Here is a 26,603-nt window from a genome sequence, read left to right on the forward strand (position 1 = left end):
TTTTAGTGGATAACTCTTCGTTTGAAACAAAGAGAGAATGGATTCATTAAAGCGAAAATTGGCGTTTTTAAACACCAAGAACACTAAGAAGAAACAAAGCTCACTAAGAAAAGACGCTATAGATAGCGCTTTGCTTGCATTGGTTGATATGTTTGCTTTGGAAAATCGTTCTTATATATAAAAGAAAAGCTCTTTCTATTAATCAACAAATAGCCCCGATAGTAGCGGCATCCTCTTGTAACGGTCCCGAAACTTCGGGACGGAACAAGAGATAGAGCGGATAGCGGGAATAGCTCCTTGAAAAAACTAATCTATATATAATGTATGTTCAAAATATATAGCTTTTAAAAGCAAAGAGGCCACTATTTATTGTAATAGTAGCCTCTTAATAATATATAAGGTAAATTTAATTGTTGGACTTTACTGCTTTATTGATCCAAAAATCATTTAAATCATCATAATTTACAGGTTTTGCTGGTGGTTGATTGATTAACCTATTCGATTCGAAGGCTCTTACTAATATAGTTTCGATAAGATAATCTTCGTTGACTTGGTAGGGCAAGTATTGGGTTTTCAAATTAAGGTCAAACATTCTGGCTGTTGTATTGGACCAAAAAGCCGTCCAACCACTTTTTAAAGATTTTACTAAATCATAAGTTGTAATTCCTGTTTGTCGGTGAATTAACTTTATAAGTATTTGACCTTGCTTACGGGAAAGTTTTTTGAGTTGAGCTTCAAATTCATTATTGAGATAATCTTCAACAATCTTGAAATATTTTTTCTTTTCTTTATTTGTCTTTAGACTTGCCATACCTCTATTTAGTGCTGTCAATCGCTCGGAAGCTAATTTTGCGTAGGGATAAGTTCGATATACACGGTTTTTTAACAAGGTAAATTGTTTTTGCGATTCTACATCAACTTTTCCTTTAAAAATAACGATTTCATCTAATTGTATGGTGTCTTTAAATATGGTGTCTTTATCTTTAATGAAATATCCCATACTTGTAGTGTCTTTTTGAACTATTTGGGCTTGAGTTGAAAGAGATACGAAAAGGAAAAACAAGAAAAACTTAAAAATCTTCATAGTAGTAAATAATTTATGTGACAAAATTATACATTTATATACAACTCTAATGCCAAATTTTTAATTTAGCCAAAAATTATTTTTATGAGTTCAAAATCAATATTAAAAAAGACATCTCTTACGTTTTTAGAAAATTATTTAAACAATGCTTCTCCAACTGGTTATGAAAGTAGCGGTCAAAAACTGTGGATGGATTATGTAAAACCATATGTAGACACTTTTATCACGGATACTTACGGAACTGCTGTGGGAATTATTAATCCTGACGCTCCTTATAAAGTGGTTATTGAAGGTCACTCTGATGAAATTTCCTGGTATGTTAATTACATTACCGATGACGGATTAATCTATGTGATTAGAAATGGTGGTTCCGATCATCAAATTGCGCCATCAAAAAGGGTAAATATCCACACTAAAAAAGGAATCGTGAAAGGTGTTTTTGGTTGGCCAGCTATTCATACTCGTAATCGAGGTAAGGAAGAAACACCAAAAATTGATAATTTGTTCATTGATATTGGTTGTTCTAAAAAAGAAGAAGTAGATGCACTTGGTGTTCACGTGGGTTGTGTGATTACTTATCCTGATGAATTTATGGTTTTGAACGAAAACAAATTTGTTTGTCGTGCCATTGATAATAGAATGGGCGGTTTTATGATTGCCGAAGTGGCTCGTTTGCTTCACGAAAACAAAGTCAAGCTTCCTTTTGGGTTGTATATTACCAATTCTGTTCAAGAAGAAGTGGGACTTCGTGGAGCCGAAATGATTACCAAAACCATCAAGCCTAACGTTGCTATTGTAACTGATGTTTGCCACGACTCTACTACGCCAATGATTGACAAGAAAATTGAAGGCGAAACCAAAATTGGAAAAGGTCCTGTTATTACTTATGCACCAGCGGTTCAGAATAATTTGAGAGAACTAATTTTGGACACTGCCGAAGAGAAAAAAATTCCTTTTCAGCGTTTGGCTTCTTCGAGAGTTACAGGAACTGATACCGATGCTTTTGCTTATAGTAATGGTGGAGTTGCTTCGGCATTGATTTCATTACCATTGCGATATATGCACACCACGGTTGAAATGGTGCATCGAGAAGATGTTGAAAACGTGATAAAATTAATTTATGAGACTTTATTGAAAATCGAAAACAACGAAACGTTTTCTTATTTTAAGTAGAAAAGTATTTTCTAAAAGCTAAAATCCTTTCCATTGTCAAATGTGGAAAGGATTTTTAGTTTCTATTATTACCGCATAAAAGACAACCTTACTTCTTGGTTCAGTTCTAATTCTGAGTGGTGCTCAAAGAAAATGGCTTTTCGTTCGAAAGCAGCCTTAATTAAATAATGGTTTCCTTTGAAATAAGATTGCTTAACAATTACAGTTATATTTCCCTCTTCGACAACTTTAAGTTGATGTGGGTAAATAATTAGTGTTTCGTTAGTGCCATCCAAATCCTCAAAATGGGATTGTTTTAATTCATTTACTTCTCCAAAAAGTGAAGCAACGTAATAACTTGGCGGATTCTCATAAAGTTGTCTTGAATTTCCTTTGGCTATTAATTTCCCGTTTTGTAATACAATCGTTTCATCCGAAAAAGACAAAGCTTCTGTGCTATCGTGAGTGGCTATGATACAAGTAATTTCTTTTTTCTTAAAATAATTGAATAAATTTCGACGCAGGGAGTTTTTTCGAAAGGAATCTATTTGACTGAAAGGTTCGTCCAATAAAAGAATTTCGGGTTCGAGTGCCAAAACTCTTGCCAAAGCAACTCGTTGTTGTTGTCCTCCGCTTAGGTATTTTGCTTTTACTTTGGCAAATTCAGTCATTTCTACCATTTCCAAAAGCTCTTGAACTCTTACTTTCTTTTTCTCCTTATATATATTGGACAAAAACTTGCCTACATTTTCTTCAACAGTTATGTAAGGCATCAAATCAAAATCTTGTGCCAAGTATTTAATATAATCTTTGCCCGGAATTAGATTGAATTTGGGGCCCAAAATGGGTTCGTCATTATATAGAATTTCGCCATTATCCAAATCATACAATCCGTAAAGTAGTTTGAGCAAAGTACTTTTACCGCAACCACTTTCGCCAATGACAGCAATATGTTGCCCTTTGGCAATTTCGAAACTAACATTCTCGATGACTGGATTTTCTATATAGGTAAAAGAAATATTTTTTATTTGAAGCATTTTCTAGGTTTAATGGTGCAAATTTACAACGTTTATTAAAATGAATCTATTGTGATTTTAATGAATTTATTTCTATATTTTAGCACCACTAAATTCTAAAATAAATGAAAAATATTTATATAATGTTGGCCGTGTTTTTTGCAACTTTTGTTTGGTCAATCATCAATCCGAAGGAAGGTTTTACCTGTTTTTTGGAAATTATTCCTGCTATCATTGGGGTTTTGGTGTTGACTTTCACGTTCCATAAATTTAGGTTTACCAACATTACCTATTTTCTAATCCTAATTCATTGCATCATTCTTTTTGTCGGTGGTCATTATACCTATGCCGAAGTTCCGTTGTTTGATTATATTCGAGAAATTTTTCATCAAAGTAGAAATAATTATGATAAAATAGGTCATTTTGCACAAGGATTAGTGCCTGCAATGATAATCCGCGAATTATTTATTCGTAAAAAAGTAATTAGTAATCCGAGTTTTTTTAATTTTATCATTGTTTCTATTTGTTTGGCAATAAGTGCGGCATATGAATGGATAGAATGGGGAGTTTCATTAGCAACAGGTGATGGTGGCGATGCATTTTTAGGAACTCAAGGTTATGTTTGGGACACACAATCAGATATGTTGTTTGCTACAATTGGCGCTATAACAGGTTTGATTTTGTTTTCGAAAACTCAAGATAAACAACTGAATCAATTTAAACACTAAAAAAATGCAATCATCAGTTCTTACAGTCGAAGATTACCTTAACGAAATTCCTGAAGAAAGGAAAGAAGTGTTTCAAAAGCTTAGAGATATTATTCGCAATACTATTCCTGAAGGTTTTGTAGAGCAAATGAGTTACGGAATGATTGGTTATATTGTACCCCATTCTACTTATCCGAGTGGATACCATTGCAATCCAAAACTTCCTCTACCCTTTTTAAATATTGCGTCCCAAAAAAATTTCATCGCAATTTATCATATGGGAATTTATGTGAATCCCCAATTAATGGACTGGTTTGTAACCGAATTTCCTAAGCACAGCAACCAAAAATTAGATATGGGAAAAAGTTGCATTCGATTTAAAAAACTGGATCAAATTCCATTTGATTTAATTGCTGAATTAGTCGGCAAAATGGCTGTGAAAGATTGGATTGAATGTTATGAAACCCAAATAAAAAACCGCAAATCTGCTTAGAATTGCGGTTTCATTAGTTCACTTTTTAAGTTGCTAATAATTATCGAAGCTTATTGGGCTTGTTTTAAAATTTGGATTGCCTCTTTGGCATTAGATAATTCGGCATGTTTCAAAGCGGTAAATCCTCTTTCATCTTTTGCTTTAACATCAGCTCCATTAGATATTAAAATTTTTAAAATCTCTACCTTGTTATAACGTGCTGCAAGCATTAATGGACTCATTCCATTTGATTTTTCATTAACATCTGACCCATAAGCAATAAACTTTTTTACTGCTTCAACATCGCCTCTGACAATAGCATTGTTGAACGGCGAAACTCCTTCATAAACTGTAATTGTAGTTTCATTACCCTTTTCAGGATTAAAACCCGAAGCCATAGAAACATTTGTAAAAGCTACTAAAGCTAGTCCTAAATAAACGATTGATTTTTTCATAACACTTGATTTTTTTTTTTGATTAATTGTTCTTTTTTTGATTGATGATTTTTGAAATATTAAATACCTATTAATATTCTATGCAAATATATATCTAAAAACAGGTATCTTGTTTTACATAGTACTTATATTTAACAAAAAATTAACAAAATAAAATGATATAAATATTCATTTAAAAAAGGCTATAGTAAATATAGAAATACATGAAAGAATAATAACAACTATTTAACTATCTGATAATGAGGTAAAATATAACTATTCAATGCAAAAAACATGCATAATCAAAAGGCTGCTATTCCCAAATTAATTCGGTGATAGCAGCCTTTAAATCTAAAAACAAAACTGAATATTAAATATTCAATTCATCAAAACTTCAACTGATATACATCATCTAAGTCTTTATCACAACTAAAATTAACATTCAAATCAGTAACATATCCTGAATTCAATCCATAAACCCAACCATGAAGAGACAATTCTTGCCCTTTTTTCCAAGCCGATTGTACAATTGATGTTTTAGCTAAATCACAGACTTGTTCAATAACATTGATTTCCACAAATCTATTAAAACGCTCTGTTTCATCTTCAATTGCATCTAATTCTTTGTGATTTAAACGATATACATCTTTAATATGTCGAATCCAGTTGTCGATAATTCCGACCGAATCATTTTTCATAGCAGCCATTATACCTCCGCAACCGTAATGACCACAAACCAATACATGCTTAACTTTTAATACATTAACAGCATAATCCAAAACGCTCAACATATTCATATCAGAATGAATAACCATATTAGCTATGTTTCTATGTACAAAAGTTTCGCCTGGTTTCGCTCCAATTATTTCGTTTGCAGGAACTCTACTATCCGAACAACCTATCCATAACAAAGGAGGGGCTTGTCCTTTGGCCAGATCTTGAAAATAATTAGGGTCTAATGCTAATGATTCCTCAACCCATTTTTTATTTCTTTCTAAAATCTTATTATAGAAATCACTCATATTCTTAAATTAAAAAATTGATTATACTTTTCCAAAAGTAGAAAAATATAATCAATTTAAGTCTCTATTTCCTTAAGGATAATTTAATCTTGTTGCCAAGCTTTCAACATCCAAATGGTTTTTTCTTGTTCAACAATAAAATCACCCATCATCGAGTTGGTTCCTTCGTCCTCAATTTCGCCCGATTTCTTCAAGATAACTCTTTCAATGGCAAGTAATTTGACCAATGAAGAAACAATCAATTCAATAGCTTTTTCATCGTTGTGAATGTTTTTTCCAATTTCAAGCTTGTTATTCATTATATAATCATCAAAAGTGTGAAGCGGAATAGCATCCAAAGTCAAAACACGCTCTGCAATCAAATCAATCTTTAATTGGCTGTCATTATACAATTCCTCAAATTTTAAATGCAAATCGAAAAAACGTTTGCCTCGAATATTCCAATGCAAACCTCTTAAATTCTGGTAATAAATTTGAAAATTGGCCAATAATACATTTAATTCCGCAGCTAATACTTCGGCTTCTTTAGTTGGTAATCCAATAGTATTTAATTTCATAATGTTGTCTTTTATATTTAATTTTAATCAAAATTAAGAAATAACCGTTCTTAATACTATAAATTAAATTGATTGTTTTTATATTTGCATCGTAAAATACTATACAATGACAATTACTCAACTACAATATGTATTGGCAGTAGCCGAACATAAAAATTTCACTCTTGCAGCAGATAAATGTTTCGTTACCCAACCCACATTGAGCATGCAAATTCAAAAAATTGAGGAAGAATTGAATATTTTGATATTTGATAGAACTAAAAAACCTATTCAACTTACAGCAATTGGTCAGAAAATTGTTGAACAAGCCAAAAATATCGTTAACGAAGCAGGAAAAATAAAGGATATAGTTGAATACCAAAAAGGATTTATTGGTGGTGAATTTCGCATCGGAATTATTCCAACCATTATGCCTACACTTTTACCAATGTTTTTGAATAATTTCATCAAAAAATATCCCAAAATAAAACTCATTATCGAAGAGTTGAATACCAATGAAATCATTACGCGATTAAAAAATGGTCATCTCGATGCGGCCATTGCAGCCACTCCATTAGAAGACGAAAAAATCAAGGAAATTGTGCTGTATTATGAGCCTTTTGTAGCTTATGTTCCTACGAATAATGTCATTTCTCAGAAATCAGAAATCGAAATATCGGATTTAAACCTTGACGAAATTTTATTATTACAAGATGGACATTGTTTTAGAGATGGAATTTTAAATTTATGCAAGAATCAGCAAATGGCCGGTAAAAATTCATTCCAACTTGAAAGCGGTAGTTTTGAAACTTTAATAAAACTAGCCGACGAAGGATTAGGCACCACGCTCCTGCCCTACTTACATACATTAAATTTGAATGATAACGACAAATTAAAACTAAGACAATTCAAAGAACCTAAGCCTGCTCGTGAAGTAAGCCTAATTTATCCTAAAAGCGAGTTGAAAATCCATATTATTGATGCGCTTAGAAACACTATTTCTGGAGTGGTAAAAGGAGCAATTGCGTTTCAAAATGTTCAAATAATTAGTCCTATTTCAAAGAAATAAAAAAGGCTGTCTTTTGACAGCCTTTTTTATTTTAATCGTTTACAATTAACAAACATTGTTTTAATTCTGGTTTTTCGATTATGAAATTTAATAACCATTCTCGCAAAAGTTCCATTTCGTAGGGTAACAAAGACTTTATTGCTTTTTCTAACTCTTTACAAAAAAGTGTGGCATCAAAACTCACTCTTTCTAGCACTGATTTAGTGTAATCAAACATTACTTTAGTCATAATTTTTCAAGATTTAGGGTTAGATCTGTGTTCTAAACGTTGTAAAAGTAAGCTATTATTTTTATAATAAAACTAAATTTAACAACGAATTATAATGTGCTTTTATTGTGTTGAAAAAGTGTTTTTTAGCTCCATCTATTCCTTTATTGCCCTAAACATTTCTCTTTTTCCAGGTGCTCCTTCGTGTTTTTCGACTCTAAAACCTGCTTCAATCATATTTCGTTTGATCACTCCTCGGGCAGCATAAGTAACTAAAACACCTTGTTTTTTAAGGGCATCATACATTTTTTTGAAAATTGAAACAGTCCACAATTCGGGTTGAACATCAAATCCAAAAGCATCAAAATAAATCAAATCAAATTTTTCTATATCATCAATATCTGCAAAAAACTGCTTCCTTTTTGTGAAAATAAAATCTTCACTTAAAACATGAGGTTCTTCCCAATTGCATTCGTGTAGTTTTTCGAAGATAGGTCTATTATTTTCGGCATTTAATTCGGCAACATAATTCATTAAAGAAGCTTCTTCTAAAGTGACAGGATACCCTTCGACTGCCACATAATTAATTTTCTGATTGAATTTGTGAAATTCCAAAAAAGTGATAAAAGCATTCAAGCCCGTCCCAAATCCAATTTCTAAAATAGAAACCGACTCATTTTCGAACAAAGAAAGTCCTTTTTTTATGAAAACATGTTGTGCTTCTTGAATGGCTCCAAATCGAGAGTGATAACATTCATCCCATTCTTCAATGTGTATGGTAGTAGAGCCATCTCGAGTTTGAATTATATTTCTTTTCAAAATAAAATTGATTTTTGGTTTTAAATTGGGTTTAAAAAGCCAAATTTAATTAAATCCAATTTATGTATAACCATTAATGCTTCGAATTTGTTGGATATTCCATAAATTCAACTCCACATTTACCATTTTTTTTTCAATATAAATAAATCTCAGTTAAATGTCATAAATACTATTTTTTTGACAACTAATTTGACGATTTTTGTTTAATTTTGCAAACAGTCTTTTCACATAGAATCATCTATCACTTATTAAAATATTTTTAAATAGAATACTATATTATGAGCACAACTCAAACCAATAAAATAGAAATTATAAAAGCCTCAACTTCAAAAATAAAAGATGTAGATTTTGATAATTTGCATTTTGGAGATGTTTTCACCGATCATTTATTTGAATGTGATTTCAAAAATGGTGAATGGCAAAAACCAATTATCAAGCCTTATGCCCCATTTTTGATGGATCCTTCTTCAAAAGTATTTCATTATGGACAAGCTATTTTTGAAGGGATGAAAGCATATAAAGATGATAATAACGACATTTGGTTGTTTAGACCTGATGAAAACTTTAAACGTTTTAACAATTCTGCCACAAGAATGGCTATGCCTGAAGTTCCTGAAGAAATCTTTATGGAAGGACTTAAACAATTGCTACAATTAGATGAAGCTTGGGTTCAAAAAGGAAACGGAAGCAGTATGTATATCCGTCCGTTTATGATTGCAACAGGAGCTGGAGTGATGGCAAACCCATCGGATGAATATAAATTTATGATTCTTTTGTCTCCTGCAAAAGCTTACTATTCTGGCGAAGTAAAAGTATTGATTGCCGAGCATTTCAGTAGAGCTGCAAACGGTGGAATTGGTGCTGCAAAAGCCGCAGGTAATTATGCTGCACAGTTTTATCCAACCAATTTAGCCAATAAAGAAGGTTTTCAACAAGTGATTTGGACTGACGATGCCACACATACCAAACTGGAAGAGGCCGGAACGATGAATGTGTTTTTTAGAATAAATAATACTTTATTGACTGCTCCTACAAGCGAAAGAATTTTGGATGGTATTACCCGAAAAAGTCTTATTGAAATGGCAAAAAGTGAAGGTATTAACGTTGATGTTCGTCCAGTTTTAGTTTCTGAATTAGTTGAAGCTGCTAAAAACGGATCTTTAAAAGAAATCTTCGGTGCTGGAACTGCTGCAGTTGTAAGTGTTATCAAAGGATTCTCTTACCAAGACGTTTATTATGAAATGACACCTATTGAAAATTCATACGCTTCTCAATTAAAAGAAAAACTAACCAATCTTCAAAATAAAATTTCGGAAGATGCTTTTGGTTGGACTGTGAAAGTATAGTTGACAGTTTTCAGTTATTAGTGTTCAGTTATTAGATAACTAAATTACAATTAAAAAAAGAGCGATTTTCTAATTGAAAATCGCTCTTTTTTAATGTACTGCAAACTGAGACTAAATACTGAATACTATTTCAGAATTTTCGAGAAATCAGGTTTAAAATAGTTAGGCCCTTTCATCACCTTTCCGTCTTCGCGATAAATAGGTTTTCCGTCTTCGCCCAATTTACTCATATTAGAACGTTGAATTTCATCGAAAACTTCTTCAATTTTATGTTGCAAACCGTGTTCTATAATAGTTCCGCAAAGAATATACATCATATCGCCCAAAGCGTCGGCAATTTCTATTAAATCATTATTCTGAACCGCTTCTAGATATTCTTCGTTTTCTTCTTTCATCAAATTGTACCGAAGCGTGTTTTTGGTTTCTCCCAAATCGGCTCTTGGAATGTCACTATGACCAATTTTGAAAGCCGTATGAAACTCTTTGACTGCGTTGATTTGTTTTTGCATAATTTTATTTGATTAAATGAGTTGGCAAATTAGCAAGTTTTCCTAAACAAAACCCTAAATTTGCGAAAAAAATTAAAACTATGTTTAGTCAAGGTCAAATGCTGTTTGCTGGTTTTTTTGTTGTGGTTTTCATCATCGCAATGATTTATGCTTATCGAAAAGATGCTAAGTTGCATAAATTATTCTACCAAGGAAATTTCAAAATTTTGATTGGTTTTGCCCTATTTATTGTGCTTTTGTTTGTGATAAAAATATTTTTTAAAAGATAAAACTAAATAAAAAGGATGCCAATTACGACATCCCTTTCTTTATATTTCAATTATTTATTAATTTTCTAAAGGCAAGAAACCATAGTTTTTAGAATAATACAACATTTGTTCTGCAAAGGAATTGGGTTGTTTTACTTCAATCGAAATAATTTCTCCTTTAGCATCCATTTTTGGAACTAAAATTGGATTCACAAAACCACTATAAGGTGCAGAAGTAAATTGTTTGTTTCTTTCCAAAACTTCGGCATGTATGGCTTGATCTACTTTTACACCGTAATTTTCAACCAAAGCTTTTCCTGCTTCATAATCACCTTCAGATTTGATACGTTGAATTTCACGCAATAATTGTCCAAATAATTCGTGTAATTTATCATAATCCGTAATGTTGAAATAGGTTTTTCCGTTGCGAGTAATTTTCTCAATCACATTGTCTTTTTTCCCTTTTTCGAATACCCAAGCACTGATGTATTGACGGTTTCTCATATGGGCTTCTTCGATATCGGCTCCTGGTTCTAAACGAATAAGTTGCATCATCAAACCATTTCGAATGTAACTATCATAAGATTCCATTCCAAGTTTTTTCCAATCGTCAACCAAACCTAGTTCTTGCAATTTTGGGCTATATACATAATACAATCCCACTAAATCGGCTCGACCTTCTTCTAGAGTCGAAGCATAACTTTTCAAGGTTTCTTTAGGTGTTCCTACACCAGGATTTATTTGTCCTGAGGCGTGACCAATCACTTCGTGCAAAGCGGTATGCATTTTATCCCCAAGTTCAGCATACTTTTCGGCCAAAGCAATTTCTTCTGGATCGTTTGCAAATTCTTGTAATCTTCCTTTTCCACCAGCTTTATTATAAGCGTCAATAATATTTCCTAATGAAACTGATTTGGAACCATGTTCGGCACGAATCCAATCGGAGTTTGGAAGGTTTACACCAATTGGTGTTGCAGGAGAAGAATCGCCAGATTCACCAGCTACAACAACAGTTTTATAAGAAACCCCAACCACATTTTTCTTTTTATTTTCTAGAAGCAAAGGCGAATTATCCTCAAACCATTGAGCATTTTTCGAAATTACCTCCATCTTTTTAGACATATCAAAATCTTTGATTTGAACGATGCTTTCGTATGAACCTCGATATCCCAAAGGATCATTATATACTTCAATAAAACTATTTATATAATCAATATTTCCTTCGGTAGCTTGCGACCAAGCAATGTTGTAATCGTCCCAAGTTTTTAAACTTCCTGTTTTGTAGTAACTGATAAGTAAACCAATGGCATCGCCTTGTTGTTTATTTTCAGCAACAGTTTGTGCTTTTGTTAACCAATAAATGATTTTGTCGATGGCAGCAGCATACATTCCACCACTTTTCCAAACTTTCTCTTCTAATTGTCCTTTCGAATTTCGAACTAATTTTGAATTCAAACCAAAAGAATAAGGTCTTTTGGGGTCTGGACTTGTTTTCTTTGCATAAAAATCGGCCACTTCTTTGGCAGTAATTCCTTTGTCATAAAAATTGATAGCCGAACCTTCAAGCAATCCTTTAGATTCGTCAAGATTTACTTTTTTAGCATCCGCATTGTTAAAAAGAACATCTACAATTGCTGGAGATAAACTTGTTTTTGTAGCTTTCAATAAACCATTAAAATAGGCAGCAGAAAAACTTGGTTTAATTTTATCATTTGAATAATGATGATGAATTCCGTTAGCAAACCAAACTCTCTTTAGGTAAATTTCAAAATTTTTCCAATCATTTGAAGTTTTATCACCTTTGTAATTTACATATATATTCTCGAGTGCTTTTCTAATTTTTAGATTGTATTTGTAATGTTGATCCCAACCAATATCACGTCCAGAATAACCTGCTTGTGTGAGGTAATAAACTAATTTTTGCTCTTTCAAGGTTAAGTTTTCCCAACCTGGAATTTGATAACGCAACACTTTTATATCGGCAAATTGTTCGGCGACATAATCAAAAGAAACTTCTGCTGCAATTTTTACATCCTTAGTTTTTGCTGTTTGTGCATTACAAACCAAACCAGCTCCAACGGTCATAAAAACGGCAGCAATTTTAAGTAATTTCATGTTTAATAATTTAGTAGTTTAAAAAATATTTAACAAATGTACATTTATTTAGATAATTTATAACAAATAAATATACAAAGAATCACATAATAGCTAGTTCAAATTTGACTCTACCTTCCTGTTTTAGTAGTATTAATCCATTATTTTTGAAATTAATAATTAAAAATACCATTTATGTTTTATATTTATCCGAGAATTTTTTTATACTTTGTCGTGAAGTAAAATGTTTGAATAATATTTCTAACTTTACAACTTAAATTAACCCCTAGATTTATGAGAATTATAAAGTACCTCTTTCTTTTATTATTACTTAGTTTAGTAGCATTATCCATTTTTATTGCCACTCAGAAAGGAGTATTTACTGTTGAAAGAAGCAAAATTATTAATTCGCAAAAATCATCCCTATTCAATTATGCCAACGATTTAAAAAATTGGAAAGAATGGAATTCATTGGCCGTTGAGGATCCACTTTTAAATATTACTTATTCTAATAATACAATTGGAAAAGGTAGTTTTTGCTCTTGGGACGGAAAAGAAGCAGCTGGTGAATTGAAAACGACAAACGTAAAACAAGACGATAGTATTCTTCAAACGATGGATATTAATGGAAATATAGCTGACATTTCGATGAGTTTCAAAGATACTTTAGGAAAAACAAAAGTAACTTGGAAAGCAAAAGGCAAAATGAGTTTTACTTTCAAAATCCTTTCTGTTTTTAATGGTGGTGCCAACAAACTATTTGGTAGTATTTTCGAAAAAAGTTTAGCTAATTTAGATAAGAAATTAGATTATGAAATAAACACTTATAATGTAAAGGTAAATGGAGTAGTAAAAAAACTTGAAGCATTCTATCTTGCCCAAACATTCACGAGCGAATTTTCAAACGTTAGTAAAAATACATCTATCGTATTTTCAAAAATTACCACTTTTTGTAATAATAACAACATTACAATAAAAGGGAAACCTTTTGTTATTTTCCACACTTACGACACGACAAACAAACTAACTAAAATATCCATTTGTATTCCTATAAAAGATCCTATTTTCATAACTGAAGGAAGTGAAATTTCATCGGATACATTGCCATCATTTGAAGCTGTAAAAACAACTTTGACAGGTGATTACTCCCATACTCAAAAAGCATTGGATAAAACTTTAGAATATCTAAAAACAAATAATATCAAAACTGATCCTTCTTTTTCACGACTTGAATTGTATTCGATTGGCAAAAACGAAATAAATAGTCCATCAAAATGGAAAACTGAAATCTATTTTCCAACAAAGCCAAAACCAGTTTACAGACCAGCAGCAGTTAGCTCAATACCAACTGAAGAAGTTGTTCCTGCAGATGTAGAAAAAGAAATTCCATCGGAATTTTAATTTTTTTTTTAGATTCTTATTAAACCTATTTGAAAAATTCCAATCTAAACTTATAAATTACAGCTTTGCAAGAAGAACAGGAATTTATTCAGGAATTATTAAACCCTAAAACGCAAAATCAGGCGTTTGAAAAACTCTTGAAGGAATATCAAAGGCCGCTCTACAATCATATTAGAAATATTGTTTTGGATCACGATGATGCCAATGATGTTTTGCAAAATACCTTTGTAAAAGTGTTTCAAAATTTAAACAAATTCAAAGGAGAAAGTAAATTATTTTCGTGGATGTATCGAATTGCGACTAATGAAGCATTGACTTTTTTAAATCAAAAAGCAAAAAAGAATGGAGTTTCATCTGAAACTTTGCAAAACAAAACCATCGATAATCTAAAAGCAGACGTTTATTTTGATGGAAACGATATTCAAATAAAATTGCAAAAAGCAATTGTATTATTGCCCGAGAAACAACAATTAATCTTTAAAATGAAATATTTTGAAGAACTAAAATACGAAGAAATCTCTACAATACTTGGCACATCGGTGGGCGCTTTAAAAGCATCTTATCATCTCGCTGTCAAAAAAATAGAAGCCTTTATAACAAAAAATTAAACCTTTTGACTTCAATTAAGTCTAAACGATATGAAAACATTTAAACTAGAAAACGAGCCTAAAACAGCAACTGGATTTACCGTTCCGGAGAATTACTTTGAGGATTTTTCGACAAGAATGATGCAACAACTACCCGAAAAAGAAACCAAAGTAATTTCTATTTTTGCAAGGAGAAAAACTTGGATTTATGCTGCTGCAGCTGTTTTGGTACTTGCGTTATCAATACCGATTTATAATAATTTCTATAGTCATTCGTCAGAAATTGACGATGCAACTTTGGAAAATTATATCACTTATCATTCCTCTGTTTCAGACACCGATTTGGTAAATCTTTTAGATAAACAAGACATTCAAAAAATGAATATCGATTTGAATTTAGAAGATAAGACTATCGAAAATGAACTTTCTGAAAACAGCAATTTAGAACAATACCTATTAAATTAATACAAAATGAAAACAAGCAAATTTTTACTAATTAGTATATTATTTATTTCCATTCATTCCTTTGCGCAGTCTCAAATGGAAGAAAAAAGGGAACAAATAAAAACTTTGAAAGTGGGATTTATAACAAATGAATTAGCGTTAACCCCTGATGAAGCAGCTAAATTTTGGCCCATTTATAATGCTTATGAAGACAAACAGTTTGAAATAAAACATCAAAAAATGAAAGCCTTCAAAGAACGTATGGATTCTGATTTAGACAAAATGAACGAAAAAGAAGCATCGGCTCTTCTTGCTCAAATGCAAAGTAATGACGATGAACTATATCAAATTAGAAAAAAATTCATTTCGAACCTAAAAAATATTTTACCTGCAACAAAAATTATAAAATTAAAAAAAGCCGAAGACGATTTTAATAGAAAGTTATTGCAACAATATCGAAATAAAGGTTCTAGAAAATAAAATCATTTTTTCTTTAGAATTCCATCAAAAACCAAGAAATCATTGAAACGATTTCTTGGTTTTTTTGTGGAAACAAATCAAAAAGAAAAACATTTTAAACATTTTTATAAATTGCAATTAATTAATTTTAAGTTGTTTAAAAATATTTTTACACAATCAACCAATGAACATATGAATAATTGGCACAGTAATTGGTTTATTCAAAACAAATAACTTAATCTTATTTATTATGAAAACTCAAGTATTACTATTCGCTCTAATGACTGTGGTTTTTGCAACCCAAACACAAGGACAAAACAGAACAATTGTAAATGCACAAAATTCTGAAATTAGTGACAATTTAGATTTAAGAGTAGTTGCATCGGTTTTTGGTGATTCAAAAAACTTAGAAGATTTTGAAAGACGATTGAATGATCCTAAATTACAAATTTCAAATTTAGATTTGAATTATGATGGTCAAGTAGATTATTTAAGAGTAATTGAATCTATAGAGAAACGCACCCACATCATCATCATTCAATCGGTTTTGAATCGTGATTTATATCAAGATGTTGCCACAATCGAAGTAGAAAAAAACTGGAACAATAACGTTCGTATTCAAGTAGTAGGTAATTCCTATTTCTATGGCGATAATTATATTTATGAGCCTGTATATTATTACACTCCAATTATTTATGCCAACTTTTGGATGTCAAATTATCGTCCTTATTTTTCTAATTGGTGTTGGAATTATTATCCAAGTTATTATTATGCTTGGAATGCCTATCCAGTATTTAGATACCGATATAATGTAAATGTTTGTCTGAACAATTATAGTTATAACCGCTATAACTATGTTAGCTACAGAAGAAGCAATTATTCAAATAATTACTATTATTCAAATCGCTCAAATGGGTACGAAAGACAACATCCTGATTATTCATTTTCAAGAAGAAATGCTACGGTAAGTAATCGTCACGAATTAGACAAAATTAGAAACTCAAGAAATTATGGGACAAGAAATGAAATTGGCTATTCTACAAATAGAAACGAATATTCTAGAACTAATACTCCGCAAAGTAATTCAAATCAAAGAGACTATTCATATAACAGAACTGAATCTCCAAAAGTAAACATTCCGCAAAGTAATTCAAATCAAAGAGATTATTCTCAAAACAGAACCGAATCTTCAAGAGCATATGTTCCGCAAAGTAATTCAAATCAAAGAGATTATTCTCAAAACAGAACCGAATCTTCAAGAGCATATGTTCCGCAAAGTAATTCAAACCAAAGAGATTATTCTCAAAACAGAACTGAATCTCCTAGAGTAAATGTTCCTCAAAGTAATTCAAATCAAAGAGATTATTCTCAAAACAGAACTGAATCTTCAAGAGTAAATGTTCCTCAAAGTAATTCAAATCAAAGAGATTATTCGCAAAACAGAACTGAATCTCCTAGAGCTACAACTTCGCAAAGAACCGAGTCATCTCAACAGAATTCTCCTTCAAGAAATTCTTCATCAAGTGACAATTCTAATTCTTCAAGAAATAACAACAGAAGAACATAAAAAAACGTAAAAATTGGATAAAAAAAACACGGTAAAATTCAACCGTGTTTTTTTATTTTTTCTTGTTTAAAATTAAATAATATCTTTAAAAAGATTAGATTTGCGAAGTTATATTATTTAAATATTCATGAGCACTACGCACAAAGACTTACATAGTAAGTTAACATTAGGTGGTTTATTAGTTTCATTAGGAATCATTTACGGAGATATTGGAACATCACCATTATATGTAATGAAAGCCATAATTGGTCAGCATATCATAAATGCAGATATTGTTTTAGGAGGAATATCGTGTGTTTTTTGGACATTGACTTTACAAACAACCATTAAATATGTTTTAATCACATTAAGTGCAGACAACCACGGCGAGGGAGGAATTTTTGCCTTATATGCCTTAGTTAAAAAAACAAAAATACAATGGTTAATAGTCCCCGCCATTATTGGAGGTAGCGCCTTACTCGCCGACGGAATCATTACTCCTCCCATTTCAGTATCATCTGCCGTTGAAGGAATCAAAACATTTTACCCTAAAATCAATACTATCCCCATTGTAATAGGGATTTTATTTGTACTATTTACCATCCAACAATTTGGTTCAAAATTAGTTGGTCGTTTTTTTGCACCAATGATGCTACTTTGGTTTGGAATGTTAGGTATTCTAGGTGCCATTCAAATAGCAGAGCACGTTGAAGTACTAAAAGCTCTCAATCCCTATTATGCCTATCATTTATTAACCATTCATCCCGAAGGTTTTTATGTATTAGGATTCGTTTTTCTTTGTACAACTGGAGCCGAAGCTTTATATTCAGATATGGGGCATTGCGGCCGAAAAAACATCAGAATCAGTTGGATTTTTGTAAAAACTACGCTGATCTTAAATTATTTTGGTCAAGGTGCTTATTTAATTCATCACGAAGGCCAAACACTTGTTGGTTTGGGTGGCGAAAACGGGAATCCATTCTATTTAATAATGGCCGATTGGTTTCAACCCATTGGAATCGTAGTGGCTACACTTGCAGCCGTAATAGCATCTCAAGCATTGATTAGTGGCTCATTTACATTAATAAATGAAGCTATGCGTTTGAATTTTTGGCCAAAAGTAAAAATAAAATACCCTTCAGAATTAAAAGGTCAATTGTACATTCCATCCATAAACTGGTTATTATTTTTAGGCTGTGTTGGCGTTGTTTTACATTTTGAAAAATCAAGCAATATGGAACACGCTTATGGTTTAGCTATCATTTTGTGTATGATAATGACCACTATTTTACTCAATTATTATATGATATTAAAAAGAGTGAAATTATACTTTATGGTGCCAATTATAACCATATATCTTACCATTGAAGGCGGTTTTTTCATCTCGAACGTTACAAAATTTGCCGAAGGTGGTTATGTAACTTTAATCATTGCATTTCTCTTAATTTCCATTATGACCATTTGGTATTTTGCTAAAAAAATTAACAAAAGCTATACTCAAATTGTTAAAGTTGAGGATTATAAAAAAGTATTATTGGAACTAAGCGATGATTTATCCATACCCAAATATGCTACCCATTTAATTTATATGACAAATGCTGGTAGAACCGATGAAATAGAGGAAAAAGTAATGTACTCCATTTTGCGAAAAAGACCAAAGCGAGCCGATATTTATTGGTTTGTTCACGTAAATATCTTAAACGAACCCTATAAAACGGAATACAAAGTAACTGAAATTGCTGAAGACACACTATTCAGAGTAGATTTTAATCTTGGTTTCAGAGAACCCACAAAAATCAATTTGATGTTTAAAGAAGTTATCAAAGATATGGTGAAAAAAGGAGAAGTAGATGTTACTAGTAGATATGAATCTTTGAATAAAAACAATATTATTGGTGATTTCAAATTTGTGTTATCCGAAAAATATTTATCTAATGATAGCGATTTGACTTTCTTCGAAAAAATAATTATGAACTCTTATTTCTTTATCAAAAAACTAAGTCTTTCCGAAGAAAGCGCTTTTGGTTTAGATAGTGGTTCTGTAAAAATCGAAAAATTCCCAATGGTGCTTCACGCTCCAGAAAATATTGGTTTAACGAGAATTAATAACGACTAATCATTTGTTCAATTATAAAAAAACACTGCTTTGGAAGCAGTGTTTTTTTTGTGAAAAATATAAAACAAACTTTTAATCATTTAGTAGTACCTTTGCACCTCAATTATTTAAAATGAGATTACACAGAAATTTAGTTTACACCACCATCGACGCTTTGAATGCCATCTTCAATGAAGGAGAATATGCTGATAAAGTTGTTGCAAGATCCTTAAAAAAAGACAAACGTTGGGGAAGCTCTGATAGAAAATTTGTTGCCGAAACCATCTACGAAATTGTACGCTGGAAAAGATTATATTCAGAAATAGCCGAAGTGAAAGAACCTTTTGATAGAGATAATCTTTGGAGAATGTTTTCTGTTTGGGCAGTCTTGAGAGGCTATCCTATCCCCGATTGGCGCCAATTAGAAGGAACTCCTGAAAGAAAAATAAAAGGGCGTTTTGACGAACTTTCAAAAATTAGAACCCTTAAAGAATCTATCCCCGATTGGATGGACGAATTGGGCGTGAAAGAATTAGGCGAAAAAGTTTGGGCAAAAGAAATCGCAGCTCAAAACCAGCCAGCCAAAGTAATTCTGAGAACTAACACTTTAAAAACCACCAAGGAACAATTAAGAGCCATTTTAATGGACTTGAACATTGAAACCGAATACTTGAAAGACCAACCTGATGCTTTAGTACTAAAAGAAAGAGCGAACGTTTTCTTGACCGATGCATTCAAACAAGGTTTATTTGAAGTTCAGGATGCCAATTCACAACTTGTTGCTGCTTTTCTTGATGTAAAACCTGGAATGCGAGTGGTTGACACTTGTGCAGGTGCAGGTGGAAAAACTTTGCACATTGCTGCTTTGATGGAAAACAAAGGCCAATTGATTGCAATGGATTTATACGAAAGTAAATTGAAGCAATTGAAATTGAGAGCCAAAAGAGACGGAGCTTTCAATATTGAATATCGTATTATTGATTCTACAAAAGTCATTAAAAAATTACACGAAAGAGCCGATAGAGTTTTAATCGATGCTCCTTGCAGCGGTTTGGGAGTTTTGAAAAGAAATCCAGATGCTAAATGGAAATTACAACCCGAATTCATTGACAACATTCGTAAAGTTCAAGCCGAAGTTTTAGAGAATTATTCTAAAATTGTAAAACCTGGCGGAAAACTAGTTTATGCAACTTGTTCTGTTTTACCTTCTGAAAATCAAGAGCAGGTCGAAAAATTCTTGAAAACCGAAATCGGAAAACAATTCAACTTCATAAAAGATCAAAAAATATTGGCTCACGAGTCTGGCTTTGATGGTTTTTATATGGCTTTGTTGGAACGAAAAGAATAAGTTTTTCAAAAGACAGATTTTTGTACACAGAATAAAAAAAAGTGATTTTCAATATGAAAATCACTTTTTTTATGGGCAATTTTTTTATGGTTTTGGATACCGTTTTTTAATATTTCGGATTAATTCTTCGAGACCATTGAGTTTCAGTTCATAAATTAATTGCAACTGCTGTCCGAGTTCTCCATTTGGAAAACCTTTATTGGAATACCAAACCACATAATATTCTGGCAAATCTATCAAATATTTGCCTTCATATTTACCAAAAGGCATTTTGGTATGAGCCAATTTGATAAGTTGTTTTTGGTCTTGTTCCATTTTCTTTTTGACTATTCCAACACTGCAAACTGCGACTGTAAACTGAATACTAGATTATTTCCAATTAAAACTAATCTTCTTCTCGATTTCGGGATTTAAACTCAAGAAAACAGGACAGGTCATAGCGGTTCTTTCGAGAATTATTCTGTCTTTTTGATCTGCAACTCCAACCATATTAAACCTAATTTCGATTGCTCCAATTCGTCTAGGTTCTGCATTCATAACCTTGGTGACTTCGGCGGTTGAACCTGTGAAATCAACATTCAAACTATTGGCTTTTATCCCCATAACAGTCATTGCACAACTAGCCAAAGCATTGGCAACAGTATCCGTTGGAGAGAATGCTTCTCCTTTTCCGTTATTGTCTAAAGGTGCGTCCGATATGATTTCACTTCCCGATTGTAGATGTATGGACGATGTTCTTAAATCGCCTAAATAGGTTACTTTTGAGGTCATTTTTTTGAATTATGAGTTATGAATTATGCAAACTGATTATGGAACACTAATTCGCTACTTTTATGGTCAAATCGGTGTCGTAATACAAGATATAAATTCCTTTATTAGTAAAGCCTCCGTCGGCTTTTTTGTAATATTCAAACTTGTTATCGACTTGTTCTGTCGCTGTAGATTCAGCAGTTTCTTGATAGCTTTTTCCTTGTGACAAACGCAATAAGGTATCAAAAGTCACATCAAATCCTCGAGTAGCAAAAGTGCTTGGAGCAATTTTGTTTTTCTTTCTATACTCTTTTTCAAAAATGAGTGCCTCGGTCGATTCGTTTTCACGACTTATCGAAGGATACATCAATTTCAATTTGGTCAAATTCTCAAAACTGATTTCATCCGTATCTAAGGTTTCGTTGGGTTCCATAATCACCAATTGCACATTATATTTTGCCATAACACTCATCATCGTTGACATAGTCCATTTAATCATTCCTGTGTTTTCAGAAGCCAAGACTACATAATTCACTTTGTCTTTTACTAGTAAACCTTTCAAACTTTCTGCTGATAAACTTCCATTTTCAAGTAAAGCGGCAAATTGAACCTGACTATAATTTTGCTGAATAAATTGTCTGGCCGATTCCTTTTTCTTATCGACAACGGCTATGATATTTCCATTTTTTGCGATCATATATTCGAAAACAGCTCTTTTCAAAACTTCGGCTGAAGGGATGGTTTGGTACAGATTAGGAAACGAATTTCCAATGTCTTTGGACAAAGGCGAAATTACAGCAACATTCTTACTACTGACCAAAGCAGCTGTTTTTTCGACATTATTTTGATAGAAAGGACCAATTATAGCATCGGCAGATTCTAGATTTTGTTGCTGATTGATGTTCGAAATATTGGAACTATTTTTAGTTTCTTGCGAATCAAAAATGCTAACATCTACAGGAACTCCAATGGTTTTAGCAGAATCTATTGCCATTAATGCACCTGAATAAAAATCCAAAGTCATATTCAAAAACTTGTCTTTTTTCAAACGAGTTGCTGTCGAATTTATAGTATCTCCTTCGATTTTAGACAAATTAAAAGGCAACAATAAGACCAATTTTTTTCGGTCATTATTTCCGCTTTTCACAGTCATAGTTGCATAGGCTTTTTTTGCTTCTGCTTCCTTCGGAATCGCAGCATATTCAGACACTTTGATTTCCATTCCAATTTCCACACCATTGGCTAAGGCTGGATTCAAAAATAGAAATTCGTCCTGTGACAAACCTGACATTTTTGACAAGCTATACAAGGTCTCCTTAGGCTTTACAACATAAGTTATATAATTTACTTTTGGAACAATAGGTTTCACCATTTCCTTTTGAGGTGCTGCAGCTACTACTTTGGGAGCAGTTCCTTTGATTACTAATTTTTGTCCAACGGTTAAACTAGGAATAATTTCGGGATTCCTTTTTTCTAATTCTTCAATGGTAATTCCATATTGTTTGGCAATAGAAAATTTTGTCTCTTTAGGAAGGACTTCGTGATAAACTACTTTTTCTGGAGTTGAAGTCACTGTTTTTGAAACAGTATTCGAAGGAATAACAAGGGTTTGTCCTATTTGTAAACCTAACTTTTCTAAATCGGGATTGGCTTTTTTTAAGGCTTCATCAGTAACGCCATATTTATTTTCGATTCCAAATAAGGTTTCTTTGGGTTCAACTTTATGGGTCTTAACTTGTGAATTTGGTTTTGCTGGAATTACCGCCACAGCACTTGCTTTTTTAGGAATAAACAAAACACTATTAGGTTTCAAACCAGTTTGAGCATCGGGATTTAATTTATAAATATCATACGGAGTAACCTTGTATTTTTGGGCAATTTGGCCAATTGTTTCGCCTTTTTCAACTTTGTGAGTTGTGTTTTTTTCTTGTGAAAACCCCTTTGAAGAAAAAACAAAAGTGCTCAAAAATACTATGATAAAATATTTCATCTGATTGATATTGTATAAATTTAGTTTTTCAAAGATAACAAAACGGTATCAAATTTTATTCCAAAATCTGATACCGCTTTTATATAATTTCCATTTTTTTAATGGATTATTCCCATTCAATAGTTGCTGGCGGTTTTGAGCTGATATCATAAACCACTCTGTTCACACCTTTCACTTTATTGATAATATCATTAGACACTTTCATCAAGAATTCATAAGGCAAATGTACCCAATCAGCAGTCATTCCGTCTGTAGATTGAACGGCACGAAGCGCCACTACTTTTTCGTAAGTACGCTCATCGCCCATTACCCCTACGCTATTCACAGGAAGCAAAATCGCTCCTGCTTGCCAAACTTGGTCATACAATCCCCAAGATTTTAATCCGTCGATAAAAACTTTATCTACATCTTGTAAGATTTGCACTTTTTCTAATGTAATATCTCCTAAAATACGGATAGATAATCCTGGTCCTGGGAAAGGATGTCTTCCTAATAATTCGGGATCGATTCCTAAAGTAGCCCCTACTCTACGCACTTCGTCTTTGAAAAGCATTCGCAAAGGTTCTACTACTTTCAATTTCATATAATCAGGCAAACCACCCACATTATGATGCGATTTAATGGTTGCAGATGGTCCTTTTACTGAAACTGATTCGATAACGTCAGGATAAATAGTTCCTTGAGCTAACCAAGTTACATCTTCAATTTTATGTGACTCATCATCAAAAACTTCGATAAAAGCATTACCAATAGCTTTTCTTTTTAATTCTGGATCAGTAACTCCAGCTAAAGCATCATAAAAACGTTGGGAAGCATCCACTCCTTTCACGTTCAAGCCCATTCCTTCATATTGATCTAAAACAGATTGGAATTCATTTTTGCGAAGCAAACCGTTATTAACGAAAATACAATATAGGTTTTTACCGATTGCTTTGTTCAATAAAACCGCTGCCACTGTTGAATCTACTCCTCCTGAAAGTCCAAGAACTACTTTGTCGTTTCCGATTTTCTCTTTCATTTCGGCTACGATTTCTTCAACGAAAGCATTTGGCGTGAAATTTTGAGGAACGTGAGCAATTTTTACTAAGAAATTCTCTAGCATTTTGGAACCATCCGTAGAGTGAAATACTTCGGGATGGTATTGAATCGCATAAGTGGTTTCACCTTCAATTTTGTATGCTGCAAATTCTACATCGTGTGTACTAGCAAGTTTTACACCATTAGTAGGCAAAGCTTTGATACTGTCGCTATGGCTCATCCAGACTTGGCTATTTTCAGAAACGCCTTCGAAGAAAGTTTCGTCTTCTTTAATAAAAGACAAATTAGCTCTTCCGTATTCTCTTGTATTGGAAGCCGCTACTTCACCACCACTAAAATGGGCTAAATATTGTGCTCCGTAACAAACGGCAAGCATAGGTAATTTGCCTCTAATTTGGGATAAATCGGGGTGTGGTGCATCTTCTCCTCTAACAGAAAAAGGGCTTCCACCAAGGATTACCGCTTTATAACTAGACAAATCATCTGGAAAATGATTGTATGGAAAAATTTCGCAGAATATATTTAATTCGCGAACTCGTCGGGCAATAAGCTGTGTGTATTGCGATCCGAAATCTAAAATAAGTACGTTGTGTTGCATTCGGCAAAAATACTTTTTATAATTGGGATTGAAAAATCGAAATTTGAAAAATTTGTAACTATTTAGTAATTAGTTTTCTTAAATCATTATAAAGTTAGCCAATCACTCCTTTATGACAATCAATTTAATTTTGGTTCCTAAAGCTAAATTATTCCAATATTCATCGGTAACCGATTTATTAGAACCATCAATCACGTGAATTTCGGCAGTATTTCCTCCAGAAGTTCCTTGGCTAGCTACAACAAATTCAATTTTATTGAGTCCTGTTGTTAAAGGAATTTTAAATTCGTGTAAATTCGAATACAAATACAACCTAGATTGAATCAATTGATCATTCAAATACACATTAATCAAATCGCCGTCTATTTGAATATAATCGCGGTATTTCACAACCAGTTCATTCGATTTTGTCTTAAAATCTCCTAGATAGCGATCCGCTCTATCTAACAAACTCGAATCTTCTTTTAAACCTTCACGAACCATAGTTTTATCTAAATCCTGAGTCATTTTCTCCTGATAAACATCTCCCAATTTATGTTTATATTTATCGGTTGGCGTCATCGAAAAGTGATTTTCGGCTGTCCCTATTTCAAATGAATTATTAACTTGGGGTTTCGTTCCATATATATTCGTTTCCTTGAAAACATTAGGTGCCACGATTTTGGGGATATCCAATTTGGGCAAATTAGCTGGAGGAGGAACTTCTTTTTTAGGTTTTACATTTTTTATTTTTATGGGCTTGAATTTGGTATTTAAATCGATCTGTCCAAAGGCATTTGAGCCCAAACTTATCATAAAAATAAAAAAAAGAATTCGTTTCATATCGTTTTAAATAGAGGAATCCATAGATTTAGAGATTCCAAAAATCACAAAATTATATTTTATTACTCTTTAGTAATAATGATAGTCGCCTTAAAACCAGTACCTAAATTCCATTGACTTGCCGATATCAAAACACCCGCATCATCATAAATCCGAAATTCGGCTGTATTAGGCCCCAATTGACCTTGATTTAAGGCTTCAAAATCAATTTTATTGATACCGTCAACAAGCGTGATTTCAAACCCTTGAAAATCATTATTCAAATATACTTCGGTGGCCAGTGTTTTATCGTTTAGCAAAACTCTTATTTTGTCACCATCCACTTCTCCATAATCGCGGTAGCTTAATTTAGCAATAAGCGATTTAGTTCTATAACTTCCTAAATCCTGATTTCTTCTATAGACCGTTTGGTCGTCATTATCTGCTTTTCTGTTCAATCGATTCAACACTTTATCACCTGGATTTACAAAAGTATTGGTAGGAGTCATTGTAAATTTATTTTCAGGAATTCCAATCTGAAATGAATTATCAACTTTGGGTTTTGTATTGAAAATGTTGGTGTTTTTTAGAATATTAGGAGCTACAATTTTTGGTAAATCGGTTTGCGGAGGCACTGTTTCTTTCTTGGGTTTTGGTTTTATATTTATAGGTGGAATGGGTTTGAATTTAGAATTAAATTCAGCTTGCCCAAAACTTTTTGAAGCTATTCCAATAATAAAAATGAATAAAAGAAACTGTTTCATATTGTTTTTTATATTGATGGCTCAATATTTAAAAAGTTCAAAAATAATAGAAATCTAAGAGCAAAA

Annotated in this window: 29 protein-coding genes; 14 read left to right on the top strand and 15 right to left on the bottom strand. The window is 32.3% G+C overall.

Going from position 1 to position 26,603, the window contains the following annotated elements:
• Positions 1-37: 37 nt before the first annotated feature.
• On the top strand, positions 38-181 hold the full coding sequence (locus tag C3L50_RS16390) for a hypothetical protein (RefSeq protein ID WP_165784028.1): 144 nt from the start codon (positions 38-40) through the stop codon (positions 179-181).
• Between the two features lie 225 nt (positions 182-406).
• Here the strand turns inward: C3L50_RS16390 and C3L50_RS15615 are convergent, their stop codons facing one another.
• The gene (locus C3L50_RS15615) at positions 407-1,084 is read right to left on the bottom strand and encodes a DUF4294 domain-containing protein (RefSeq protein ID WP_243400403.1); all 678 of its coding nucleotides are present in this window, start codon (positions 1,082-1,084) and stop codon (positions 407-409) included.
• 84 nt (positions 1,085-1,168) lie between these two features.
• Between C3L50_RS15615 and C3L50_RS15620 the strand changes: the two genes are divergently transcribed.
• Complete coding sequence (locus C3L50_RS15620) at positions 1,169-2,257, top strand: M42 family metallopeptidase (protein ID WP_103807120.1); 1,089 nt, start codon at positions 1,169-1,171, stop codon at positions 2,255-2,257.
• 68 nt (positions 2,258-2,325) lie between these two features.
• Here the strand turns inward: C3L50_RS15620 and C3L50_RS15625 are convergent, their stop codons facing one another.
• Entirely contained in the window at positions 2,326-3,273 is a 948-nt protein-coding gene (locus tag C3L50_RS15625; protein WP_103807121.1) for an ABC transporter ATP-binding protein, read from the bottom strand.
• A gap of 104 nt (positions 3,274-3,377) precedes the next feature.
• On the opposite strand from C3L50_RS15625, the gene C3L50_RS15630 reads away from it, so the two are divergent.
• Both C3L50_RS15630 and C3L50_RS15635 read left to right on the top strand, forming a co-directional pair.
• Complete coding sequence (locus C3L50_RS15630; RefSeq protein WP_103807122.1) at positions 3,378-3,980, top strand: DUF2238 domain-containing protein; 603 nt, start codon at positions 3,378-3,380, stop codon at positions 3,978-3,980.
• A gap of 4 nt (positions 3,981-3,984) precedes the next feature.
• Positions 3,985-4,452: a DUF1801 domain-containing protein gene (locus C3L50_RS15635; protein WP_103807123.1), complete on the top strand. Its 468-nt coding sequence runs from the start codon at positions 3,985-3,987 to the stop codon at positions 4,450-4,452.
• 50 nt (positions 4,453-4,502) lie between these two features.
• On the opposite strand, the gene C3L50_RS15640 is transcribed toward C3L50_RS15635, so the two are convergent.
• From C3L50_RS15640 to C3L50_RS15650, 3 genes are all read right to left on the bottom strand, one after another.
• A complete protein-coding gene (locus tag C3L50_RS15640) occupies positions 4,503-4,886 on the bottom strand; it encodes an ankyrin repeat domain-containing protein (RefSeq protein WP_103807124.1) in 384 nt (127 codons plus the stop codon).
• Positions 4,887-5,251: 365 nt separating this feature from the next.
• Positions 5,252-5,887 (bottom strand): carbonate dehydratase, encoded by a 636-nt coding sequence (gene can, locus C3L50_RS15645; protein ID WP_103807125.1) that lies wholly within the window; start codon positions 5,885-5,887, stop codon positions 5,252-5,254.
• A gap of 83 nt (positions 5,888-5,970) precedes the next feature.
• Positions 5,971-6,444 (bottom strand): Dps family protein, encoded by a 474-nt coding sequence (locus C3L50_RS15650; protein ID WP_103807126.1) that lies wholly within the window; start codon positions 6,442-6,444, stop codon positions 5,971-5,973.
• Between the two features lie 106 nt (positions 6,445-6,550).
• On the opposite strand from C3L50_RS15650, the gene C3L50_RS15655 reads away from it, so the two are divergent.
• Entirely contained in the window at positions 6,551-7,492 is a 942-nt protein-coding gene (locus tag C3L50_RS15655) for a LysR substrate-binding domain-containing protein (protein ID WP_103807127.1), read from the top strand.
• A gap of 31 nt (positions 7,493-7,523) precedes the next feature.
• Here C3L50_RS15655 and C3L50_RS15660 read toward each other — a convergent pair whose 3' ends face one another.
• Together C3L50_RS15660 and mnmD are read right to left on the bottom strand one after the other, a co-directional pair.
• Positions 7,524-7,721: a hypothetical protein gene (locus tag C3L50_RS15660; protein ID WP_103807128.1), complete on the bottom strand. Its 198-nt coding sequence runs from the start codon at positions 7,719-7,721 to the stop codon at positions 7,524-7,526.
• A 135-nt stretch (positions 7,722-7,856) separates the two neighbouring features.
• Positions 7,857-8,519, bottom strand: a complete 663-nt coding sequence (mnmD, locus tag C3L50_RS15665) for a tRNA (5-methylaminomethyl-2-thiouridine)(34)-methyltransferase MnmD (protein WP_103807129.1) — start codon at positions 8,517-8,519, stop codon at positions 7,857-7,859.
• Positions 8,520-8,797: 278 nt separating this feature from the next.
• Between mnmD and C3L50_RS15670 the strand changes: the two genes are divergently transcribed.
• Positions 8,798-9,865 carry a branched-chain amino acid aminotransferase gene (locus C3L50_RS15670; protein ID WP_103807130.1) on the top strand — a complete coding sequence of 356 codons (1,068 nt, stop codon included), beginning with the start codon at positions 8,798-8,800 and terminating at the stop codon, positions 9,863-9,865.
• Positions 9,866-9,990: 125 nt separating this feature from the next.
• On the opposite strand, the gene C3L50_RS15675 is transcribed toward C3L50_RS15670, so the two are convergent.
• Entirely contained in the window at positions 9,991-10,374 is a 384-nt protein-coding gene (locus tag C3L50_RS15675) for a pyrophosphohydrolase domain-containing protein (RefSeq protein WP_103807131.1), read from the bottom strand.
• Between the two features lie 80 nt (positions 10,375-10,454).
• Between C3L50_RS15675 and C3L50_RS15680 the strand changes: the two genes are divergently transcribed.
• A complete protein-coding gene (locus C3L50_RS15680; protein WP_103807132.1) occupies positions 10,455-10,643 on the top strand; it encodes a hypothetical protein in 189 nt (62 codons plus the stop codon).
• 57 nt (positions 10,644-10,700) lie between these two features.
• Here C3L50_RS15680 and C3L50_RS15685 read toward each other — a convergent pair whose 3' ends face one another.
• Entirely contained in the window at positions 10,701-12,737 is a 2,037-nt protein-coding gene (locus C3L50_RS15685; RefSeq protein ID WP_103807133.1) for a dipeptidyl-peptidase 3 family protein, read from the bottom strand.
• Between the two features lie 273 nt (positions 12,738-13,010).
• Between C3L50_RS15685 and C3L50_RS15690 the strand changes: the two genes are divergently transcribed.
• From C3L50_RS15690 to C3L50_RS15720, 7 genes are all read left to right on the top strand, one after another.
• Positions 13,011-14,117, top strand: a complete 1,107-nt coding sequence (locus tag C3L50_RS15690) for an SRPBCC family protein (RefSeq protein WP_103807134.1) — start codon at positions 13,011-13,013, stop codon at positions 14,115-14,117.
• A 65-nt stretch (positions 14,118-14,182) separates the two neighbouring features.
• Positions 14,183-14,725 carry an RNA polymerase sigma factor gene (locus C3L50_RS15695; protein WP_103807135.1) on the top strand — a complete coding sequence of 181 codons (543 nt, stop codon included), beginning with the start codon at positions 14,183-14,185 and terminating at the stop codon, positions 14,723-14,725.
• Positions 14,726-14,755: 30 nt separating this feature from the next.
• Positions 14,756-15,169: a hypothetical protein gene (locus tag C3L50_RS15700; RefSeq protein ID WP_103807136.1), complete on the top strand. Its 414-nt coding sequence runs from the start codon at positions 14,756-14,758 to the stop codon at positions 15,167-15,169.
• A gap of 6 nt (positions 15,170-15,175) precedes the next feature.
• Positions 15,176-15,628 (top strand): sensor of ECF-type sigma factor, encoded by a 453-nt coding sequence (locus tag C3L50_RS15705; protein WP_103807137.1) that lies wholly within the window; start codon positions 15,176-15,178, stop codon positions 15,626-15,628.
• Positions 15,629-15,857: 229 nt separating this feature from the next.
• Positions 15,858-17,174, top strand: coding sequence for a hypothetical protein (locus tag C3L50_RS15710; RefSeq protein ID WP_103807138.1), 1,317 nt, complete (start codon positions 15,858-15,860; stop codon positions 17,172-17,174).
• 127 nt (positions 17,175-17,301) lie between these two features.
• Positions 17,302-19,269 carry a KUP/HAK/KT family potassium transporter gene (locus tag C3L50_RS15715; RefSeq protein WP_103807139.1) on the top strand — a complete coding sequence of 656 codons (1,968 nt, stop codon included), beginning with the start codon at positions 17,302-17,304 and terminating at the stop codon, positions 19,267-19,269.
• A gap of 112 nt (positions 19,270-19,381) precedes the next feature.
• Entirely contained in the window at positions 19,382-20,596 is a 1,215-nt protein-coding gene (locus C3L50_RS15720; protein ID WP_103807140.1) for an RsmB/NOP family class I SAM-dependent RNA methyltransferase, read from the top strand.
• 84 nt (positions 20,597-20,680) lie between these two features.
• Here C3L50_RS15720 and C3L50_RS15725 read toward each other — a convergent pair whose 3' ends face one another.
• The 6 genes from C3L50_RS15725 to C3L50_RS15750 form a co-directional block, all read right to left on the bottom strand.
• Complete coding sequence (locus tag C3L50_RS15725) at positions 20,681-20,911, bottom strand: DUF3820 family protein (RefSeq protein WP_103807141.1); 231 nt, start codon at positions 20,909-20,911, stop codon at positions 20,681-20,683.
• A gap of 54 nt (positions 20,912-20,965) precedes the next feature.
• Positions 20,966-21,367 carry an OsmC family protein gene (locus C3L50_RS15730; protein ID WP_103807142.1) on the bottom strand — a complete coding sequence of 134 codons (402 nt, stop codon included), beginning with the start codon at positions 21,365-21,367 and terminating at the stop codon, positions 20,966-20,968.
• 46 nt (positions 21,368-21,413) lie between these two features.
• Positions 21,414-23,336, bottom strand: a complete 1,923-nt coding sequence (locus tag C3L50_RS15735) for a PBP1 and LysM peptidoglycan-binding domain-containing protein (RefSeq protein WP_103807143.1) — start codon at positions 23,334-23,336, stop codon at positions 21,414-21,416.
• A 106-nt stretch (positions 23,337-23,442) separates the two neighbouring features.
• Entirely contained in the window at positions 23,443-24,972 is a 1,530-nt protein-coding gene (guaA, locus tag C3L50_RS15740; RefSeq protein WP_103807144.1) for a glutamine-hydrolyzing GMP synthase, read from the bottom strand.
• Between the two features lie 102 nt (positions 24,973-25,074).
• Positions 25,075-25,794: a hypothetical protein gene (locus tag C3L50_RS15745; protein ID WP_103807145.1), complete on the bottom strand. Its 720-nt coding sequence runs from the start codon at positions 25,792-25,794 to the stop codon at positions 25,075-25,077.
• Between the two features lie 62 nt (positions 25,795-25,856).
• On the bottom strand, positions 25,857-26,537 hold the full coding sequence (locus tag C3L50_RS15750) for a hypothetical protein (RefSeq protein ID WP_103807146.1): 681 nt from the start codon (positions 26,535-26,537) through the stop codon (positions 25,857-25,859).
• Positions 26,538-26,603 lie beyond the last annotated feature (66 nt).

The sequence above is a fragment of the Flavobacterium alvei genome, from assembly GCF_002920895.1.
GTDB lineage: Bacteria > Bacteroidota > Bacteroidia > Flavobacteriales > Flavobacteriaceae > Flavobacterium > Flavobacterium alvei.

Excerpts from the sequence above, each read along its gene's own strand:
- C3L50_RS15685 (WP_103807133.1), bottom strand. The coding sequence starts at position 12,737 with ATGAAATTACTTAAAATTGCTGCCGTTTTTATGACCGTTGGAGCTGGT.
- C3L50_RS15630 (WP_103807122.1), top strand. The coding sequence starts at position 3,378 with ATGAAAAATATTTATATAATGTTGGCCGTGTTTTTTGCAACTTTTGTT.
- C3L50_RS15730 (WP_103807142.1), bottom strand. The coding sequence starts at position 21,367 with ATGACCTCAAAAGTAACCTATTTAGGCGATTTAAGAACATCGTCCATA.
- C3L50_RS15650 (WP_103807126.1), bottom strand. The coding sequence starts at position 6,444 with ATGAAATTAAATACTATTGGATTACCAACTAAAGAAGCCGAAGTATTA.
- C3L50_RS15720 (WP_103807140.1), top strand. The coding sequence starts at position 19,382 with ATGAGATTACACAGAAATTTAGTTTACACCACCATCGACGCTTTGAAT.
- C3L50_RS15680 (WP_103807132.1), top strand. The coding sequence starts at position 10,455 with ATGTTTAGTCAAGGTCAAATGCTGTTTGCTGGTTTTTTTGTTGTGGTT.
- C3L50_RS15710 (WP_103807138.1), top strand. The coding sequence starts at position 15,858 with ATGAAAACTCAAGTATTACTATTCGCTCTAATGACTGTGGTTTTTGCA.
- C3L50_RS15655 (WP_103807127.1), top strand. The coding sequence starts at position 6,551 with ATGACAATTACTCAACTACAATATGTATTGGCAGTAGCCGAACATAAA.
- C3L50_RS15625 (WP_103807121.1), bottom strand. The coding sequence starts at position 3,273 with ATGCTTCAAATAAAAAATATTTCTTTTACCTATATAGAAAATCCAGTC.
- C3L50_RS15705 (WP_103807137.1), top strand. The coding sequence starts at position 15,176 with ATGAAAACAAGCAAATTTTTACTAATTAGTATATTATTTATTTCCATT.
- C3L50_RS15725 (WP_103807141.1), bottom strand. The coding sequence starts at position 20,911 with ATGGAACAAGACCAAAAACAACTTATCAAATTGGCTCATACCAAAATG.
- C3L50_RS15640 (WP_103807124.1), bottom strand. The coding sequence starts at position 4,886 with ATGAAAAAATCAATCGTTTATTTAGGACTAGCTTTAGTAGCTTTTACA.
- C3L50_RS15660 (WP_103807128.1), bottom strand. The coding sequence starts at position 7,721 with ATGACTAAAGTAATGTTTGATTACACTAAATCAGTGCTAGAAAGAGTG.
- C3L50_RS15635 (WP_103807123.1), top strand. The coding sequence starts at position 3,985 with ATGCAATCATCAGTTCTTACAGTCGAAGATTACCTTAACGAAATTCCT.
- C3L50_RS15750 (WP_103807146.1), bottom strand. The coding sequence starts at position 26,537 with ATGAAACAGTTTCTTTTATTCATTTTTATTATTGGAATAGCTTCAAAA.
- guaA (WP_103807144.1), bottom strand. The coding sequence starts at position 24,972 with ATGCAACACAACGTACTTATTTTAGATTTCGGATCGCAATACACACAG.
- C3L50_RS15715 (WP_103807139.1), top strand. The coding sequence starts at position 17,302 with ATGAGCACTACGCACAAAGACTTACATAGTAAGTTAACATTAGGTGGT.
- C3L50_RS15700 (WP_103807136.1), top strand. The coding sequence starts at position 14,756 with ATGAAAACATTTAAACTAGAAAACGAGCCTAAAACAGCAACTGGATTT.
- C3L50_RS15690 (WP_103807134.1), top strand. The coding sequence starts at position 13,011 with ATGAGAATTATAAAGTACCTCTTTCTTTTATTATTACTTAGTTTAGTA.
- C3L50_RS15615 (WP_243400403.1), bottom strand. The coding sequence starts at position 1,084 with ATGAAGATTTTTAAGTTTTTCTTGTTTTTCCTTTTCGTATCTCTTTCA.
- C3L50_RS15735 (WP_103807143.1), bottom strand. The coding sequence starts at position 23,336 with ATGAAATATTTTATCATAGTATTTTTGAGCACTTTTGTTTTTTCTTCA.
- can (WP_103807125.1), bottom strand. The coding sequence starts at position 5,887 with ATGAGTGATTTCTATAATAAGATTTTAGAAAGAAATAAAAAATGGGTT.
- C3L50_RS15745 (WP_103807145.1), bottom strand. The coding sequence starts at position 25,794 with ATGAAACGAATTCTTTTTTTTATTTTTATGATAAGTTTGGGCTCAAAT.
- C3L50_RS15675 (WP_103807131.1), bottom strand. The coding sequence starts at position 10,374 with ATGCAAAAACAAATCAACGCAGTCAAAGAGTTTCATACGGCTTTCAAA.
- C3L50_RS15670 (WP_103807130.1), top strand. The coding sequence starts at position 8,798 with ATGAGCACAACTCAAACCAATAAAATAGAAATTATAAAAGCCTCAACT.
- C3L50_RS15620 (WP_103807120.1), top strand. The coding sequence starts at position 1,169 with ATGAGTTCAAAATCAATATTAAAAAAGACATCTCTTACGTTTTTAGAA.
- C3L50_RS16390 (WP_165784028.1), top strand. The coding sequence starts at position 38 with ATGGATTCATTAAAGCGAAAATTGGCGTTTTTAAACACCAAGAACACT.